The sequence below is a fragment of the Variovorax atrisoli 110B genome (genome assembly GCF_000382045.1).
In the GTDB taxonomy this organism is placed as follows: Bacteria; Pseudomonadota; Gammaproteobacteria; order Burkholderiales; family Burkholderiaceae_C; genus Variovorax; species Variovorax atrisoli.
Genome location: NZ_KB907456.1, coordinates 39,904 through 54,579, shown reverse-complemented (window position 1 = coordinate 54,579; position 14,676 = coordinate 39,904). Strand labels below are relative to the sequence as shown.

The window sequence follows — 14,676 nt, the reverse complement described above, 5'->3', positions numbered from 1 at the left end:
CGCCATGCCCCGTCAATCCATCGAAGCCGTGTCGCGCCAGCCTTGCAGGCACGGCGCAAGGATGTGCTCCAGCGCTCCTGCGGCAGCATGGTGGAAGCGCTGCATGCCGATGTGGGACGCCACGAGGCCGTCCGACCCGGCAAGCGGACGTCCGCTCAGGAGTTCGTTCTTGCAGCGGGGCAGCACGGCGGATGCGGCCACGGCCAAGCAAGCCAGAAGGACCGCCGACTCGATCAGCGTGAACCCCTTGGTGCGGCGCGAAAGCCGTTGGCCTGCCTGTTCTGCCTGATGTTTCGCTGCACCCCTCGACCGTGTATTCAACCCGTACCCCTTGCCCGTGACCTGGAAGATCCATTTCCCAATGCGGGAATGATGAAAATGAATGAGTTTTTTTCGTGCGCTGAGCACAATGCAGACATGCCGAATTGCATGTCCATCAAAAGACTTCGTGACAATTGTTTACGAGATTTGTTGCACTCTACTAGCGCACAAAATGAGTTTCAGCCGATCAGCTTTCGACGCAATCCACTCGATCAGGCCGAATAAATTGCACCAAATAACGGCAAATTCGCCCTCATATGGTGCATATGCGACAAGCAAATAAGAACGGCGGAAATTGCGCGCGAAGCTCAGCGGCAGACCGAAGAATCGAGATGCCGCTGCGGCCGGCCTTCGCTCATGGTGTCGGCTGAATGAGGCGTCCACTCCTGCAGACTGAGCTTTTCGACCGCCATGTCCACGAACGCCGTGACCGCCAGCGGCCGTTGCTGGCGGCTCGGGTAGACCACGCTCATGCCTCGCCCTGCCCGCATGTATTGGGGCAGCACGGGCACCAGCCGGCCCGACGCCAGTTCGGCCGCGGTCAGGATCGCCGGCAGGGCGACGATGCCCAGTCCTGCGCAGGCTGCCTCGCGCAGTGCGACGTGGGTGTTGCTGCTGAAGCGGCCGCGCACACGCACGTCTTCCTCGGAGCCGTCGGGACCCTGCAGGCGCCAGGTGGCGAAGCTGCCCGTGGCAGGCGGCTGCGTCACGCATTCGTGCTCGCTCAGTTCGCGAAGGTCGCGCGGCGCGCCGTTCGCCGCGATGTAGGCGGGGCTTGCCAGGAGGCCGCCGTAGCTCGTGAAGATCCGGCGCGCCACGTAGCTCGAATCTTCGAGCGCTCCGATGTGGAACGCCACGTCGATGCGGTCGGCGATGAGGTCGGCCGGCAGGTCGCTGAGCACGAAGTCGATCTGCACCAGCGGGTACGCAGCCATGAAGGCCGACACCCAGCTCATGTCGAAATACTCGAAGAAGCTGGCCGAAGCGGCCACCCGGATCGCGCCGCTGGGCTCCTTGTTGACCGCCACATGCGACTGCCCGGCCTCGATCAGTTCCTCGACCGCCGGGCCGCAGCGTTCGTGGAATGTCTGGCCGGCGCTCGTCAGCGTGAGCTTGCGGGTCGAGCGCTGCATGAGGCGCGTGCCCAGGCGCGCCTCGAGCTGCTGGATGCGCCGGCTCACCGTGGCCGAGGGCACGCGCAGGTGCCGCGCGGCCTCCGCGAAGCTGCCCAGGCGCGCCACCTGGACAAACATGGCGACTTCGTTCAGATCGAGCAAGGGATTCCTTCCTTGAATGACTGCTGCAAAAGGCTTGGGGTCCAACAATTCCGCTATTGCTATCGATCGATATTCAAATTGCGATCAATACGGCGCGAATAGCGGTGCGATATGCCGACTCTGCGCGCAAGCGCGGCGGCGAATACTGAGCAACAACTGACTTTCCGCAATTGGCGGACGTCTTAATGGATAAATTCCGCGAGTCTCAATGACATTGCGGCAATATTCATTGCCCGGCAGTTTATAAATATCAACAAACGATTGATCTAATCCATCACCCACCATCGAGGTCGGTTGGCCCGCAAGACCTCACGTTCGGATTTCCAATGCAAGCTTTCCCCGATGCCCAGGCGCTGCGCGCGCCGCGCTCTCTGGACGACCTGCTCCTTTACCGCCTCTCCCGTGCCATGCGCGCGGGCAGCGGCATGGCGACGCGCCTCGTCGAAGGCGGCTTCGGCATCACGCACCGCGAGTGGGGAATGATCGGCATGCTCGCGCAGATCGGAGAGATCACCTCCTCCGCATTCGCCGAGCGCCTGCACCTCGACCGCGTGCGCACCTCGCGCGGCCTGCGCAGCCTGGCAGAGAAGAAGCTGGTGGAGCGTCGGCGCGATGCCGACGACGGCCGCGAGGTGCACGTGCGGCTCAGCGCCGCGGGCCGGGAACTGTGCGACTCGGTGTTCCCGCGGATCGCGCGCCTCAACATGGACCTGCTCGAAGCCATCGACGAGGAACACCTCGACGTCTTCCTCACATGCCTGCGCCGGCTCGAACTGCGCGGCAAGGAACTGAGCGCGCTGGGCGTGGTGCCCGAGAAGGCCGACCGCCGCTCCGGGGGCACGCGCCACAGGTGGCCGGGCCGCAGCGCCTGAGCGGGCCCGAAGCGCGATCGTTGGGAGATCGTCGGAAATTTGACAGTTCCGGCGCTGACCGGTGCCTACCATCCGGCACCACATGAACACCGACACCAGGAATGACCATCCGGCCCGGCGCACCCGGCGCGCCCTGCTGACCGGCGGCGCGCTGCTCGCGGGCGCGGCGGCCGCGGGTGCCGGCTACGTCCTCACCCACGCCGACCAGCCCATCGCCATGGCCGACTTCACCGACCTTCCCCGCGCCATGCGCACCCTCGAACGCCTGCGCACCACACCGCTGCACACCCGCTCCGGCTGGGACCTGGCCCAGGTGCTGCACCACAGCGCGCAGAGCATCGAGTACTCGCTGGACGGTTTTCCGCATCTCAAGCCCGCGTGGTTCCGCGCCTCGCTGGGCCGCACGGCGTTCGCGGTGTTCTCGGCGCGCGGAAAGATGAGCCACGGGCTCGAAGAGCCCATCCCCGGCGCACCGGCGATCGCCTCAGGCCAGCCCCTCGATGCGGCCGTGGACCACCTGATGAGCGCGCTGGAACGCTTCGAGCGGCACCGCTCGGCGCTCGCACCGCACTTCGCCTACGGCGCGCTCGGCAAGCCGGAGTACACCCGGGCGCATCTCATGCACCTGGCCAATCACTGGGAGCTGGTGGACGCCGGCTGAGGCGCGGAGTGTCGCGGCGCGCAGGTGATCTTCGTCGTGGCAACGCCTTGTGCTCCTTGATGGCGTGCCTGCCCCTTGGCTTTGCCTGCCGGAGGCGTCGTGCACGCACCGGCAGGTATTCTCGGATCTTCGAAGATCCGACGGAGGCAAGGCGGTGGACATCTACATGGAACAAGGCGGCGAAGGCCCCGACCTGCTTCTGATGCTGCACGGCATGGGCGCGACCGGCGCGGTGTGGTCGCCTCTGTGCGCGGACATGCGCACCGGCGCAAGCGCCGCCTGGCAAGGCCGCTGGCTGGCGCCGGACCTGCCCGGCCACGGCCGCTCCGCCGCCCAGGATTCCTATGCCATCGGCCAGCACGCCGCGAGCGTGGCGCGCGCGGTGTTGCCGCACATCCAGCCCGGCGGACGCCTCGTGGTGCTCGGGCATTCGCTGGGCGGCGTGGTCGCCCTTGCGCTCGCCACCGGCTGGTTCGGCCTGATGCCTCAACGCGTGTTCGCGGCCGGCATCAAGATCGCGTGGAGCGACGAGGAGCTTCGTCGCATGGAGGCGCTGGCGCTGCAGCCCGCGAAGCTGTTCGCGAAGCAAGCGGAGGCGCAGGAGCGCTACCTGAAGGTGTCCGGCCTCGCGGCGGTGGCCGGTGCGGCATCACCGGTGGCTGCGCGAGGTGTCGCCCGAGAAGGCGAGAGCTGGCGCCTGGCGATGGATCCGCGCGCCAATGCGGTCGGCAAGCCGCCGCTGTCCGAACTGATGTCGCTGGCGCGCTGCCCCGTCCATCTCGCCCGCGGCGGCAACGATGCGATGGTGACGCTGGCGCAGACCCGCTCTCTCGATCCCGACGCCCTGGACCTCGGTGCGCACGGCCACAACGTGATGGTCGAGGCACCCGACAAGATCCGCGACTGGATGGCCTCCTTCGCCTGAGGCAGGCGCCAGGCGACAGGCGGCCGGAGCGCCGCTTTCCTTCTTCGCTTCCTCAGCGCTGCGCTTCGATCCGGCGGATCGGTATCGCGACCTCGGCCGCCTCGGCGGCACGCGCCCTCAGCTGCCCGCACCCGCCGTCGATGTCCTGCCCCGCCGACTGCCGCAGCTTCGTGAGAATGCCGCGCTCGTGCAGCGTGCGGGCGATCTGCTTGCAGCGCTCCCACGACGGACGGTTGAACGCCACGCCATCCACGGCGTTGAAGGGAATCATGTTCAGCACGCCCCACTTGCCAGAGAGCAGCCGCACGATGCCGTCGATCTCGTCCTGCCCGTCGTTCACGCCTTCGAGCAGCGTCCACTGATACTGGATCGGGTACCCGCTGGCACGCGCATAGCCTTCGCCAGCCTCGACCAGCTCCTCGGGCGTCATGCCGGGCGCGCGCGGAAGCAGCTTCCTGCGCAGCTCGGCCTTGGTGGTGTGCAGCGAGAGCGCCAGCGCGGGCCTCACGCGCTCCTTGGCGAGTCGCTCGAACACGCGCGGATCGCCCACCGTGGAGAACACCAGGTTCTTGTGGCCGACGTTGCCCACGGTGCCGAGCAGCTCGATGGCTTCGAGTACGTTGTCCATGTTGTGCGCCGGCTCGCCCATGCCCATGAACACCACCTTGCGCACCGGCCTGCGCATGCGCGCGAGCGCGACCTGGGCAATGATCTCGGCGCTTCCGACCTGGCGCAGCAGGCCGTCGCGGCCCGTCATGCAGAACTGGCAGCCGACCGCGCAGCCCACCTGCGACGAGACGCAGAGCCCGTCGCGCGGCAGCAGCACGCTTTCGACGGTCTGGCCGTCGGCGAGGGCCACCAGCAGCCTCTCAGAGCCATCGGCACCCGGATGCGCCGCGACCACGCGCGCCAGCCCCGCCAGCTCGGCCTCGATGGCAGGCAGCGCCTCCATCAGCGGCGCGGGAAAGAAGCTCGCGGGCAGGCGCCTGCCGCTGTTCCTGGGCAGGGCGTGGGACCACAGCCGCAGGATGCGCTGTTCGTGGCTGGGGCCGGCTCCGGCTTTTCGCAGCCGCTCTTTCAGTTCGTGGATTCGCATGCGCCCTCTGGGGCTGGAGGCTCTGCGCGCATGCCGGGCGTACCGGGTGCGCTGCAGGGTGGTCGACAAGCCCCGGATTGTGCACCTCTAGAACAGGCTGCCCTGCCCAGCAGCCCCCGGCGGCCGGAACGCGGAAACATCGAGCGGGATGCGCTCGCGGTTGTAGCCCAGGCGGTTCGCGGCCTGCTGGAAGCGCTGGTGGATCAGGTCGGCCCACAGGCCCGAGCCCTTCATGCGGGTGGCGAAGTCGGCGTCGTAGTCCTTGCCGCCGCGCATCTCGCGGATGCGCGCCATGATGCGGTCGGCGCGCTGCGGGTAGTGCAGCGCCAGCCACTCCTTGAAGAGCGGCGCCACCTCCCAGGGCAGCCGCACCACCGTATAGAAGGCGCTGCGCGCGCCCGCCTCCCAGGCGGCCTCGAGCACCTGCTCCATGTCTTCGGTGACGAAGGGAATCTGCGGCGCCACGCTCACTCCCACCGGCACGCCGGCCTCGGTGAGCGCGCGGATGGTGCGCAGCCGGCGGTGCGGTGCGGCCGCGCGGGGCTCCAGCTTGCGGGCGAGGTCGCCGTCGAGCGTGGTCACGGTGACGTACACGGCCGCCAGATGGTCGGCCGCCATGGGCGCGATCAGGTCGAGGTCGCGCTCGACGGCGCTCGACTTGGTGACCAGCGCGAACGGGTGCCGCGCCTCGCTCAGCAGCTCGATCACCGAGCGCGTGAGCCGCAGCTCGCGCTCGATGGGCTGGTAGCAGTCGGTGGCGGTGCCGATGGCGATGTAGTTCGGGCGATAGCTGCGGCGCCCGAGTTCGGCGCGCAGCACCTCGACGATGTTGCGCTTGGCGATCAGCTTGGTCTCGAAGTCGAGGCCGGGCGACAGGTTGAGGTAGCTGTGGGTCGGACGCGCGAAGCAGTAGATGCAGCCGTGCTCGCATCCCCGGTACGGGTTGATCGAGCGGTCGAAGTAGATGTCGGGCGAGTCGTTCCCGTTGAGCGCCGACTTCACGTCCTCGAAGCGCACCTCGGTGGCGATGGGCTGGAGCTCCTCGGCTTCGGCCGCGCCTTCCTCCAGCGTGCCCCAGCCGTCGTCGAAGGCGTTGCGCTCGTCCTTGGAGAAGCGGTGCGCGATGTGCGTGGCCGCGCCGCGGCCCTTGATGGCGTGGATGGGAATGAAGGCGGCTGGCATGGTCGGCGATTCCTTGGCAACTCGATTAACTGTTTATTCATACAGTATTCCACCGATTCACCATCGCTGCCGAATTTTTAATTTCTGTCTTGACAGAAATTTCGAGAATCCTAAACTCGGCGGCATGGAACTCACCGACATCCAACGCAAGTTCGTCCTGCACTGGGGCGAAATGGGCTCGCTGTGGGGCGTGAACCGCACCGTCTCGCAGATCCATGCCCTGCTCTTCGCCCACGGCAAGCCCATGAACGCCGAAGAGCTGTGCGAAACCCTCGGCGTGGCCCGTTCCAACATCAGCAACAGCTTGAAGGAGCTGCAGGCCTGGAACCTGGTCCGCGTGACCCACACGCTGGGCGACCGGCGCGACTACTTCGAGACCAGCGTCGACGTGTGGGAGCTGTTCCGCACCGTCGTTCGCGAGCGCAAGGAGCGCGAGTTCGACCCCACGGTGCGCGTGCTGCGCGAGCTCGTGGCCAGCCCCGACTTCCAGAAGGAGCCCGCCGATGCGCAGGACCGCATCCGCTCGACGATGGAGCTCATGGAAAAGCTCGCCACCTGGGCCGACGAGATGCTGCGGCTGTCGCCCGGCACGCTCGACAAGGTGCTGACGCTCGGCGCGAGCGTGCAGAAGTTCGTGCGCGGCGATTCGTCGCAAGGCGGCAAGGGCGCGGGCAAGGGCGAAGACCCGGACGCGCACCACGCCAGCCTTCCCATGATCTGAGGTCTCTTTTTTTGCCCGTAAATTTCTGTTTTGACAGAAATATCGATAACAAGGAACAACATGAGCCGCACCGCCGTTCCAGTCCCCCCTCTGACGATCTATTTCGATGCGAGCTGCGCGATCTGCTCCGCCGAAATGGGCGCGCTCAAGGCACGCGACACGGCGGGCCGGCTGAATCTGGTCGACTGCTCGCCAGCCGATTTCACAAGCGGCCCTGCACCGCGCGAGACGCTGATGGCCGCCATCCATGTCGTCGACGCCGAAGGCCGTGTGCACGTCGGCGTGCCGGCGATCCGCATCTGCCGCGCGGCGGTGGGCCTGTCCAGCGGCGGCGTGCTGCTCGACCTGCCGCTGGTCGCGCCGCTGGCCGATCGCGCCTATGCGCTGCTGGCGCGCAACCGCTATCGCATTCCGCGCTGGCTGGCCGCGAGGCTGGCGGGGCGCGTCGCGCCGTCCTGCAATGACGGCAACTGCCGCATCTGAAGAAGAAACGACCACCCGAGGGAACCGCCATGCCGACCGTCTTCCAGCCCGACTTCCGCCTGCCGCACGAGACTCGCGCGCGCAGCCACTCCGAGAACACTCTCACCCCCGAAGACACCCAGGACTACTTCACCGAGGTAGCAACCGACTACAGCGCCTGGAGCCCCAGCTACAACATGCACTTCGGCTTCTGGCGCGCGGGCCTGAATCCGCTGCGCCGCGAAGGCATGCTGGTCGAGATGAACCGCATGGTCGGCCGTGCGCTGCGCATCGACGACGCACTCTCGGGCGGCGACATCCACCGCTGCGTGATCGACATGGGCTGCGGCGCCGGCGCCACCGCGCGCACGCTGGTCGGCGACCATGCATCGCTCTATGCCGTCACCGTGACCAACGTGGCCGTGCAGAACCGCATCGCCGCGAAGCTCGACGCCGCCGCGGGCGTGGCACACCGCATGGCCCACATCGAGGCCGACTACACCCGCACCGGCCTGCCCGCCGCCCAGGCCGACGGCGCATGGGCGCTCGAAAGCGCCTGCTATGCCGCCGGCACCGACAAGGCCGACTTCGCCCGCGAAGCTGGGCGCCTGCTGAAGCCCGGCGCGCGCCTCGCGGTGGTCGACGGCTTCCTGCTTCGACGCAAGCCCGGCGGCATCGCTGGCTGGCTGCACCGCCTGTGGGCCGACAGTTGGGCCGTGCCCACGCTGGCCGTGCGCGAAGACTTCGTGGCTGCGCTGCATGCCCATGGCTTCGAGGATGTCGAGGTGAAGTCGCTGCGCTGGCGCGTGGCGCCGAGCGCGCTGCACATCCCGGTGCTGGCCACCCGCTTCACGCTGGCCGAGCTCTGGAAGGCACGCGGCAGGCTCAGCCCATGGCGGCGCAAGCACATCGTGGCGAGCTACTGCGCCCTGGCGCTGGGCATGTTCTGGCGCGACTTCGACTACTGCATCGTCACCGCCACCCGCCGCGCCGACTGAGGGCCCGACAGCAACACAAACAAGACAGACGTACAGACAGAGGAGAAGAGCCTTCCATGCAGAACGACTCCGAAGACAGCAGGCTCGCCGAGCTGCCCCCCGTCCAGCCGCAGCCCGTGCCGAACGAAGAAGCACAGCCCAGGCCTGTTCGCGGCATGCCCTTCGGCTGGTTCTGGCCGATGGCCATCGGCGCGGCGGTCGCGCTCGTGCTGCGCCTGTTCTTCAGCAGCGCGCCCGGCAAGCCCTACTCGGCCATGCTGGCTTCCTTCGTTTACTTCGTGCCCGCCGTGTGCGGCGCGGTCACGGTGTACATGGCCGAGCGCATCGAGCGCCGCAGCTGGGGCTACTACATCTGGGCGCCGTGGGTGGCGACTTCGCTCTTCGTCGGGGGCACGCTGCTGGTGTTCATCGAGGGGCTGATCTGCGCCATCGTCATCGTTCCGCTCTTCGCCACCATGGGCAGCGTGGGCGGCCTGGCGATGGGCATCGTGTGCCGCGTCACCAACTGGCCGAAGCAGGCCGTCTACAGCTTCGCGATGCTGCCACTGGTGCTGGGCGCCATCGAGCCCCAACTGCCCAACCCCGACCGCTACTCGGACACCTCGCGCGCACTCTTCATCGCCGCGCCGCCCGAGCGTGTGTGGCACGAGCTCAACGCAGCGCGCGACATCCGCCCCGCCGAAGTCGGTGACGCCTGGGCCTACCGCATCGGCGTGCCAATGCCGGTGTCGGGCGTGACCGTCGACACGCCCGAGGGCCGCGTGCGCCAGGTGCAGTGGCAGAAGAACGTGCACTTCGAGGAGGTCATCACCGAGTGGGAGCCCAACCGGCTGCTGAAGTGGCGCTTCCGCTTCTCGCCCGACTCCTTCCCGGCCGGCGCACTCGACGACCACGTGATGATCGGCGGCCAGTACTTCGACCTGCGCGACGCCACCTACACGCTGACGCCGCGCGACGGCGGCACCGAGCTGCGCGTGGCGGTGTCGTGGCGGCTGAGCACCAGCTTCAACTGGTATGCCGACCGCGTCATGCACCTGCTGCTCAACGATGCTTCGGAGAACATCCTGCGTTTCTACAAGGCGCGCGCCGAAGCCACGGCGACTGCGGCCGTTCGATGACGGTGCAACCCGTCTTCCGGCAGGCGCTCGGCCCCGCGTGGGACCCGCTGGGCGAGGTCATCCGCCGCCACTATGTGATGAGGCCCTTCTCCGACGATCACGTCTGCGTGCGCGGCACCATGGACGAGGTCTGGCACGCGCCCTGGGCCGCGCTGCTGATGCCCTTCGGGCGGCTGTTCGGCGCGCTGGTGCCGCACCAGGGCAAGGAAGTGCCCATCGAGGTGCACTACCGCTGCCGCCCCGACGCCGCCACGCTCCACTGGGACCGCGTCTTCCGCTTCCCCGGCAGGGCGGCCTTCCATTTCCGCTCGCACATGGAACACGATGCGGCCCGGGGCAGCGAGGTGATCGAGTACGTGCGCTTCGGCATCGGCATGCGCCTCGCGGTGAGCGCCGAAGAAGGCGCGCTGGTGTTCCGCGACCTGGGCTATGTCTGGCGAGTCGCGGGGCTGCGCGTTCCGCTGCCGCTCGGGCTCTTGCTCGGCACCGCCTACGTCGAGGAGCGGCCCGACCCCGCCGACGCAGACCGCTTCACCATGAAGATGCTGCTGCGCCACCGCTGGCTGGGCGACGTGTTCCGCTACAGCGGGCGCTTCAGCCTCGGAGCGCGAACGGGATCACAATGAGCGCACCATGCCCCGCCGTCCAGAAAACCTCTACGCCCAGTACCACGCCCACGTCTATTTCGGCCCCGACACGCTCGCGCAGGCCAAGGCCCTCTGCGAACGCGCGGGCCGCGAGCTGATGGTGGTGGTCGGCCGCGTGCACGAGCGGCTTGTGGGCCCCCATCCGCACTGGAGCTGCCAGCTCGCCTTCGACGCCGCCGAGTTCGACCAGGTCATCGGCTGGCTCGAAGCCAACCGCGACGGGCTCGACGTGTTCGTGCATGGCGTGACCGGCGACGACCTCGCCGACCACACGATGCACGCGATGTGGCTGGGCGAGGAAAGCGAGCTCGACCTGCGAATGTTCCGGCGCTAGACCTCTTCCCGCGCCTCTTTCCGAAACTCTTCCCGGGCCTCTTCCTCGATGCCGGCGCCATGCACCTTGAAGAAGGTGGCGCCCTCCACCTTCTGCCCGATGGCCTTCTCGTAGGCCGCGCGCACCTCGTCGGGCTGCCCGGCCTGGCCGAAGAAGTCCTTCAGGTACGGCCCCAGCAGCGGATGTGCCGCCAGCTCCTTGCGCGGCAGGCCGTTGATCATCTCGTCGCGGCATGCCGAGGGCAGAAACACATTGCGGTTCTTCTCCGGATCTCGGATCAGCCCCTTGGGCTCGTGCGCCGGATCGGCCTGCATCGCCTCGAGCTCCTCGAAGAAGCGGCGCCGCATCATCACGATGCCCTTGTCGCTCTGCCCCAGCTTCTCGCGCGTGCGGTCGGTGACGGTGCCCTGCCCCACCCACACCACGAAGTCCTGGTTGGCGACGTGGCTGGTGATCCAGCGGCCCGTCACCGGGTCCTTGATCGGTCCGTACCACGACGGGATTCGCTCCTGCACGTAGGGCTCCTGCTCGCTGGGCACGCGGCTCAGCACCCACAGCACGCTCAGCGTGTTGTGGTCGTCGATGGGCACGCGCCATTCGAAGTGATGGCCCAGGAAGAAGCCGTTGGGCCACAGCGTGACGCGGCCGGTGGTCCACATCACGTTGTCCTCGCGCTCGCCGCCGCGCAGGCGCTTGTAGACGAAGCCGTGCTCGAACTCCTCGAATGCCAGCTTGAGGTGCGTGGGCACGTACGGCCCTTCGTCGCCCTGCAGGCGCGTGGTCCAGTTGTTGTGGGTCCACTCGAAGTGCACCGGGTCGATGGAGTTCTCCTGGCACTGGAACCAGTTGCAGGGGATCTCGGCGAACACCGCCTGCGCGAAGCCGTTCGCGCAGTTGAAGAGTTCCCAGTCGGGCAAAAGAGGCGCGGGCTGCGGGCCCATGTACGCCCACAGCAGGCCGGCCTTCTCCTGCACCGGGTAGGCCTTGATCCTCGTGTTCCTGCGCATGCGTGCGCCGGGGTCCAGCGTTTCCTCGAAGGGCTGGTGCACGCACTGGCCGCTCTGGTCGTACTGCCAGCCGTGGTAGCTGCAGCGCAGGCCGCACTGCTCGACGTAGCCGTAGGACATGTCGGCGTTGCGGTGCGGGCAGCGGCGGTCGACCAGGCCGTAGTTGCCGCTCAGGTCCTTGTAGAGCACCAGGTCCTCGCCCAGGATGCGAAGCGGCTTCACCGCCTTGTCGTCAAACTCGCTGGCGCCCGCGATCGGGTGCCAGTAGCGGCGCAGGTAGTCGCCCATCGGCTTGCCGGGGCCCACTTCGGTCAGCAGGCGGTTCTTTTCTTCGCTCAACATGCGCAGTCTCCTTGTTCCGTGTCGCTTGTCTTCTTCAGTCGGCGCGGATGCCGAACTCGCGCACCAGCCTGCCGAAGCGCTGGTCGTCGTCTGAAATCTGCTGCGCCAGCACCGCGGGCGCGCCGCCCACGGGTTCGATGCCGAGCGCGGCCATCCTTGCCTGCACGTCGGGCATCTTCAGGATCTCGTTGAAGTGCCTGTTGATCGCCTGCACGACGTCCGGCGACATCGCCTTCGGGCCGAGCAGGCCCATCCATGCGCTCACGTCCACATCCTTGAAGCCCAGCTCGATGAAGGTGGGCACCTCGGGCATCAGCTTCGTGCGCTGGCGCTCCGCCACGCCGAGCGGCACCAGCTTGCCCGCCGCGATGTGGCTCGCCACCGCGCCCGGCGTGATCCAGCCCACGGCGACATGGCCGCCGAGCACGTCGTTGACCACCGGCGCCACGCCGCGGTACGGCGCGTGCGTGGCTGCGATGCCCGCGTCCTTGTTGAAGAGCTCGCCCGCGATGTGCATCGGCGAGCCCGCGCCCGGCGTGCCGTAGCTCAGCGCCTTGCCCGCCTTCGCGCCGGCCACGAGCTGCGCGACGCTGCGGATGCCTGTCACCGGCGCGGTCACCAGCAGCAGCGGGATGTTGCCGGTCTTGACGATGGGGGTGAAGTCCTTCACCACGTCGTGCGCCACGCCGGGGCCGGCCTTCAGCACATGCTGCGCGATGGGAAAGGTGCTGGGCGTGAACAGCAGCGTGTAGCCGTCGGCCGGCGCCTTCGCGACCCAGGCGTTGCCGATCATCCCGCTCGCGCCGGGCCGGTTGTCGATCAGCACCGGCTGGCCGGTGCGCTGCGACAGCTTCTCGGCATAGGTGCGCGCAATGGCGTCGGTGTCGCCGCCGGCCGGATAGGCGACGACGATGGTGATCGGCTTCGACGGCCAGGACTGCGCCATGGCCGCGGTCACGGCGCATAGCGAAAGAACGGCTGCTGCAGCGGCTCGGGCCGCGTTTCGCGGGTGAAACAACATGCTCTTTTCCTTCTCGGTGGGACGACGTTGGTGTCGTCCGCACTGTAGGAACGGGGCCGCGAAGCCAGAAGATATAGTTTCACTCAGTGAACCTTTTCCGGAGACCGGCATGTCGGACACCACGGGCGCGCAGAGCGTGAAATCCATCGATGCATTGCGCCGCGGGCTCGATGTGATGCTGGCCATCCAGCGCTCCTCGGCCGTGACGCTGCAGGAGCTGCACCGGCAGACGGGCCTGTCGAAGGCCACGCTGCTGCGCATCCTCAAGACGCTGCAGCAGGCGGGCTGGGCCGAGCGCAGCGAACACGACCGGCGCTACGTGCCCACCTCGGCCACGGGTCAGTCGGGGGCTGTGGCGGCGTGGCGCACGCGCCTGTCGGCACTGGCGGCGCCCGCGCGCGCCACGCTGCAGCGCGTGGTGCCATGGCCCATCGACCTGGGCGTGCGCGACGGCACGGCCATGCTCATCCTCGACACCGACAGGCCGCGCAACGGGCTGGCGGTCAACTACCGTGCGCTGGGCTTCCGCCCGCCGATGCTGCTGTCCTCGCTGGGGCGCTGCTATCTCTCGTTCTGCCCGGAAGACGAGCGCCGGGAGATCCTCTCCGCGCTGGCGCGTTCGCCCAACGACTTCGACCGCAGCGCGCGGCGCCCCGAAAACATCCGCCGCATGGTGGCGCATGCGCGCGACCTCGGCTACGTGGCGCGCGACCCGACCTCGACCAGCATGGATTCGCCCGACCGCTTCGGCGCGATCTCGGTGCCGCTGCGCCAGGGCGAGCGGGTGTTGGGCTGCCTCAGCTGCGCCTGGCTGCCGGTGGTGAAGAGCGAGCGGGAGATCGTGTCGGCCCATCTGGGCGACCTGCAGCAGGCCGCGCAGAACATCGAGCGCAGGCTAGCGCAGGCGGGCTTCGGGCCGCCCCCGGCAAGTCCATGAGGCGCGCTGTTCAGAATTCCGCGTCGAGCTCGTCGATCTCGTCGGGTTCCTGCTTCGCGGCCGCCACCCATTCCTTCATGGCGGGCAGCTCCATCACCCGCTTGCAGTACGCGGCGCAGACGCTGTCGAGCGCCACGTCGTAGCTCAGGAAGCGCGTGACCACCGGCGCGTACATCGCGTCGGCCATGCCGGGCTGGGAGCCGAAGAGAAAGGGGCCGCCATAGGCCTTGAGGCACTCGCGCCAGATGGCGACGATGCGGTCGATGTCGGCCTGCGCGCGCGACCACACCTTGAAGTTCTTGAAATGGGCCTTGATGTTCATCGGCAGCGCGCCGCGCATCGAGGCGAAGCCCGAATGCATCTCGCCGCAGATGGCCCTGCAATGGGCGCGAGCGGCGACATCGGCGGGCAGCAGGCCGGCCTTGGGCTTGATCTCGTTGAGGTATTCGCCGATGGCCAGCGTGTCCCACACCTTCACGCTGCCGTGCTGCAGCGAGGGCACCAGCATCGACGAAGACAGCAGCAGCATCTCGGCCTTCATGGCCGGGTCGTCGGGCGGAATCACCTTCTCGCTGAAGTCCAGCCCCGCCAGCCTGCACATCAGCCAGCCGCGCAGCGCCCAGGCGCCGTAGTTCTTGCTGCTGATGGTGAGTACGGGTTTGGCCATCTCGGAGCTCTCCTTGGGCGTTGCGCCTTTGGCTTTGCCGTGCAAGCCCCATGCCATGCGGCTGGCCCGCAACTTGCCTGCGCGAGGT

General features: G+C 67.9%; 17 protein-coding genes. 10 read left to right on the top strand and 7 right to left on the bottom strand.

Annotated elements, in window-relative coordinates; all coding sequences use genetic code 11:
• Positions 1-12: 12 nt before the first annotated feature.
• Both G369_RS38635 and G369_RS0119890 read right to left on the bottom strand, forming a co-directional pair.
• Positions 13-408 (bottom strand): type II secretion system protein, encoded by a 396-nt coding sequence (locus G369_RS38635; protein WP_157773743.1) that lies wholly within the window; start codon positions 406-408, stop codon positions 13-15.
• A gap of 221 nt (positions 409-629) precedes the next feature.
• On the bottom strand, positions 630-1,598 hold the full coding sequence (locus G369_RS0119890) for a LysR family transcriptional regulator (RefSeq protein ID WP_019655784.1): 969 nt from the start codon (positions 1,596-1,598) through the stop codon (positions 630-632).
• A 326-nt stretch (positions 1,599-1,924) separates the two neighbouring features.
• Here G369_RS0119890 and G369_RS0119885 point away from each other — a divergent pair, with 326 nt between their 5' ends.
• From G369_RS0119885 to G369_RS0119875, 3 genes are all read left to right on the top strand, one after another.
• Positions 1,925-2,470: a MarR family winged helix-turn-helix transcriptional regulator gene (locus G369_RS0119885; protein ID WP_019655783.1), complete on the top strand. Its 546-nt coding sequence runs from the start codon at positions 1,925-1,927 to the stop codon at positions 2,468-2,470.
• An 82-nt stretch (positions 2,471-2,552) separates the two neighbouring features.
• The gene (locus tag G369_RS0119880) at positions 2,553-3,131 is read left to right on the top strand and encodes a DUF1569 domain-containing protein (RefSeq protein WP_019655782.1); all 579 of its coding nucleotides are present in this window, start codon (positions 2,553-2,555) and stop codon (positions 3,129-3,131) included.
• A gap of 154 nt (positions 3,132-3,285) precedes the next feature.
• Positions 3,286-4,056 carry an alpha/beta fold hydrolase gene (locus G369_RS0119875; protein ID WP_019655781.1) on the top strand — a complete coding sequence of 257 codons (771 nt, stop codon included), beginning with the start codon at positions 3,286-3,288 and terminating at the stop codon, positions 4,054-4,056.
• A 52-nt stretch (positions 4,057-4,108) separates the two neighbouring features.
• Here the strand turns inward: G369_RS0119875 and G369_RS0119870 are convergent, their stop codons facing one another.
• Positions 4,109-5,152: an RNA methyltransferase gene (locus tag G369_RS0119870; RefSeq protein WP_019655780.1), complete on the bottom strand. Its 1,044-nt coding sequence runs from the start codon at positions 5,150-5,152 to the stop codon at positions 4,109-4,111.
• Positions 5,153-5,239: 87 nt separating this feature from the next.
• Entirely contained in the window at positions 5,240-6,334 is a 1,095-nt protein-coding gene (locus G369_RS0119865) for a PA0069 family radical SAM protein (protein ID WP_019655779.1), read from the bottom strand.
• Between the two features lie 124 nt (positions 6,335-6,458).
• Here G369_RS0119865 and G369_RS0119860 point away from each other — a divergent pair, with 124 nt between their 5' ends.
• The 6 genes from G369_RS0119860 to G369_RS0119835 are packed head-to-tail and all read left to right on the top strand — an operon-like array spanning position 6,459 to position 10,614.
• Complete coding sequence (locus G369_RS0119860) at positions 6,459-7,055, top strand: GbsR/MarR family transcriptional regulator (protein WP_019655778.1); 597 nt, start codon at positions 6,459-6,461, stop codon at positions 7,053-7,055.
• A gap of 60 nt (positions 7,056-7,115) precedes the next feature.
• Positions 7,116-7,538: a thiol-disulfide oxidoreductase DCC family protein gene (locus G369_RS0119855; RefSeq protein ID WP_019655777.1), complete on the top strand. Its 423-nt coding sequence runs from the start codon at positions 7,116-7,118 to the stop codon at positions 7,536-7,538.
• A 29-nt stretch (positions 7,539-7,567) separates the two neighbouring features.
• The gene (locus G369_RS0119850; protein ID WP_019655776.1) at positions 7,568-8,515 is read left to right on the top strand and encodes an SAM-dependent methyltransferase; all 948 of its coding nucleotides are present in this window, start codon (positions 7,568-7,570) and stop codon (positions 8,513-8,515) included.
• Positions 8,516-8,571: 56 nt separating this feature from the next.
• Positions 8,572-9,633, top strand: coding sequence for an SRPBCC family protein (locus G369_RS0119845; RefSeq protein WP_019655775.1), 1,062 nt, complete (start codon positions 8,572-8,574; stop codon positions 9,631-9,633).
• The gene (locus G369_RS0119840; RefSeq protein ID WP_019655774.1) at positions 9,630-10,259 is read left to right on the top strand and encodes a DUF4166 domain-containing protein; all 630 of its coding nucleotides are present in this window, start codon (positions 9,630-9,632) and stop codon (positions 10,257-10,259) included. Before G369_RS0119845 ends, G369_RS0119840 begins: the two co-directional genes overlap by 4 nt.
• A gap of 7 nt (positions 10,260-10,266) precedes the next feature.
• Complete coding sequence (locus tag G369_RS0119835; protein ID WP_019655773.1) at positions 10,267-10,614, top strand: DOPA 4,5-dioxygenase family protein; 348 nt, start codon at positions 10,267-10,269, stop codon at positions 10,612-10,614.
• Here the strand turns inward: G369_RS0119835 and G369_RS0119830 are convergent.
• The gene (locus tag G369_RS0119830; protein ID WP_019655772.1) at positions 10,611-11,963 is read right to left on the bottom strand and encodes a Rieske 2Fe-2S domain-containing protein; all 1,353 of its coding nucleotides are present in this window, start codon (positions 11,961-11,963) and stop codon (positions 10,611-10,613) included. The two genes, G369_RS0119835 and G369_RS0119830, sit on opposite strands and share 4 nt — an antisense overlap.
• Before the next feature lie 34 nt (positions 11,964-11,997).
• Positions 11,998-12,984, bottom strand: a complete 987-nt coding sequence (locus G369_RS0119825) for a Bug family tripartite tricarboxylate transporter substrate binding protein (RefSeq protein WP_026346512.1) — start codon at positions 12,982-12,984, stop codon at positions 11,998-12,000.
• Between the two features lie 109 nt (positions 12,985-13,093).
• Between G369_RS0119825 and G369_RS0119820 the strand changes: the two genes are divergently transcribed.
• The gene (locus G369_RS0119820) at positions 13,094-13,921 is read left to right on the top strand and encodes a helix-turn-helix domain-containing protein (protein ID WP_019655770.1); all 828 of its coding nucleotides are present in this window, start codon (positions 13,094-13,096) and stop codon (positions 13,919-13,921) included.
• Positions 13,922-13,931: 10 nt separating this feature from the next.
• Here the strand turns inward: G369_RS0119820 and G369_RS0119815 are convergent, their stop codons facing one another.
• A complete protein-coding gene (locus G369_RS0119815) occupies positions 13,932-14,588 on the bottom strand; it encodes a glutathione S-transferase (protein WP_026346511.1) in 657 nt (218 codons plus the stop codon).
• Between the last annotated feature and the right edge of the window lie 88 nt (positions 14,589-14,676).

What these genes read in the sequence shown, in the direction of transcription:
- G369_RS0119885 (WP_019655783.1), top strand. Translation starts at nt 1,925, where the DNA reads ATGCAAGCTTTCCCCGATGCCCAGGCGCTGCGCGCGCCGCGCTCTCTG.
- G369_RS0119880 (WP_019655782.1), top strand. Translation starts at nt 2,553, where the DNA reads ATGAACACCGACACCAGGAATGACCATCCGGCCCGGCGCACCCGGCGC.
- G369_RS0119870 (WP_019655780.1), bottom strand. Translation starts at nt 5,152, where the DNA reads ATGCGAATCCACGAACTGAAAGAGCGGCTGCGAAAAGCCGGAGCCGGC.
- G369_RS0119865 (WP_019655779.1), bottom strand. Translation starts at nt 6,334, where the DNA reads ATGCCAGCCGCCTTCATTCCCATCCACGCCATCAAGGGCCGCGGCGCG.
- G369_RS0119860 (WP_019655778.1), top strand. Translation starts at nt 6,459, where the DNA reads ATGGAACTCACCGACATCCAACGCAAGTTCGTCCTGCACTGGGGCGAA.
- G369_RS0119855 (WP_019655777.1), top strand. Translation starts at nt 7,116, where the DNA reads ATGAGCCGCACCGCCGTTCCAGTCCCCCCTCTGACGATCTATTTCGAT.
- G369_RS0119850 (WP_019655776.1), top strand. Translation starts at nt 7,568, where the DNA reads ATGCCGACCGTCTTCCAGCCCGACTTCCGCCTGCCGCACGAGACTCGC.
- G369_RS0119845 (WP_019655775.1), top strand. Translation starts at nt 8,572, where the DNA reads ATGCAGAACGACTCCGAAGACAGCAGGCTCGCCGAGCTGCCCCCCGTC.
- G369_RS0119840 (WP_019655774.1), top strand. Translation starts at nt 9,630, where the DNA reads ATGACGGTGCAACCCGTCTTCCGGCAGGCGCTCGGCCCCGCGTGGGAC.
- G369_RS0119835 (WP_019655773.1), top strand. Translation starts at nt 10,267, where the DNA reads ATGCCCCGCCGTCCAGAAAACCTCTACGCCCAGTACCACGCCCACGTC.
- G369_RS0119830 (WP_019655772.1), bottom strand. Translation starts at nt 11,963, where the DNA reads ATGTTGAGCGAAGAAAAGAACCGCCTGCTGACCGAAGTGGGCCCCGGC.
- G369_RS0119825 (WP_026346512.1), bottom strand. Translation starts at nt 12,984, where the DNA reads ATGTTGTTTCACCCGCGAAACGCGGCCCGAGCCGCTGCAGCAGCCGTT.
- G369_RS0119820 (WP_019655770.1), top strand. Translation starts at nt 13,094, where the DNA reads ATGTCGGACACCACGGGCGCGCAGAGCGTGAAATCCATCGATGCATTG.
- G369_RS0119815 (WP_026346511.1), bottom strand. Translation starts at nt 14,588, where the DNA reads ATGGCCAAACCCGTACTCACCATCAGCAGCAAGAACTACGGCGCCTGG.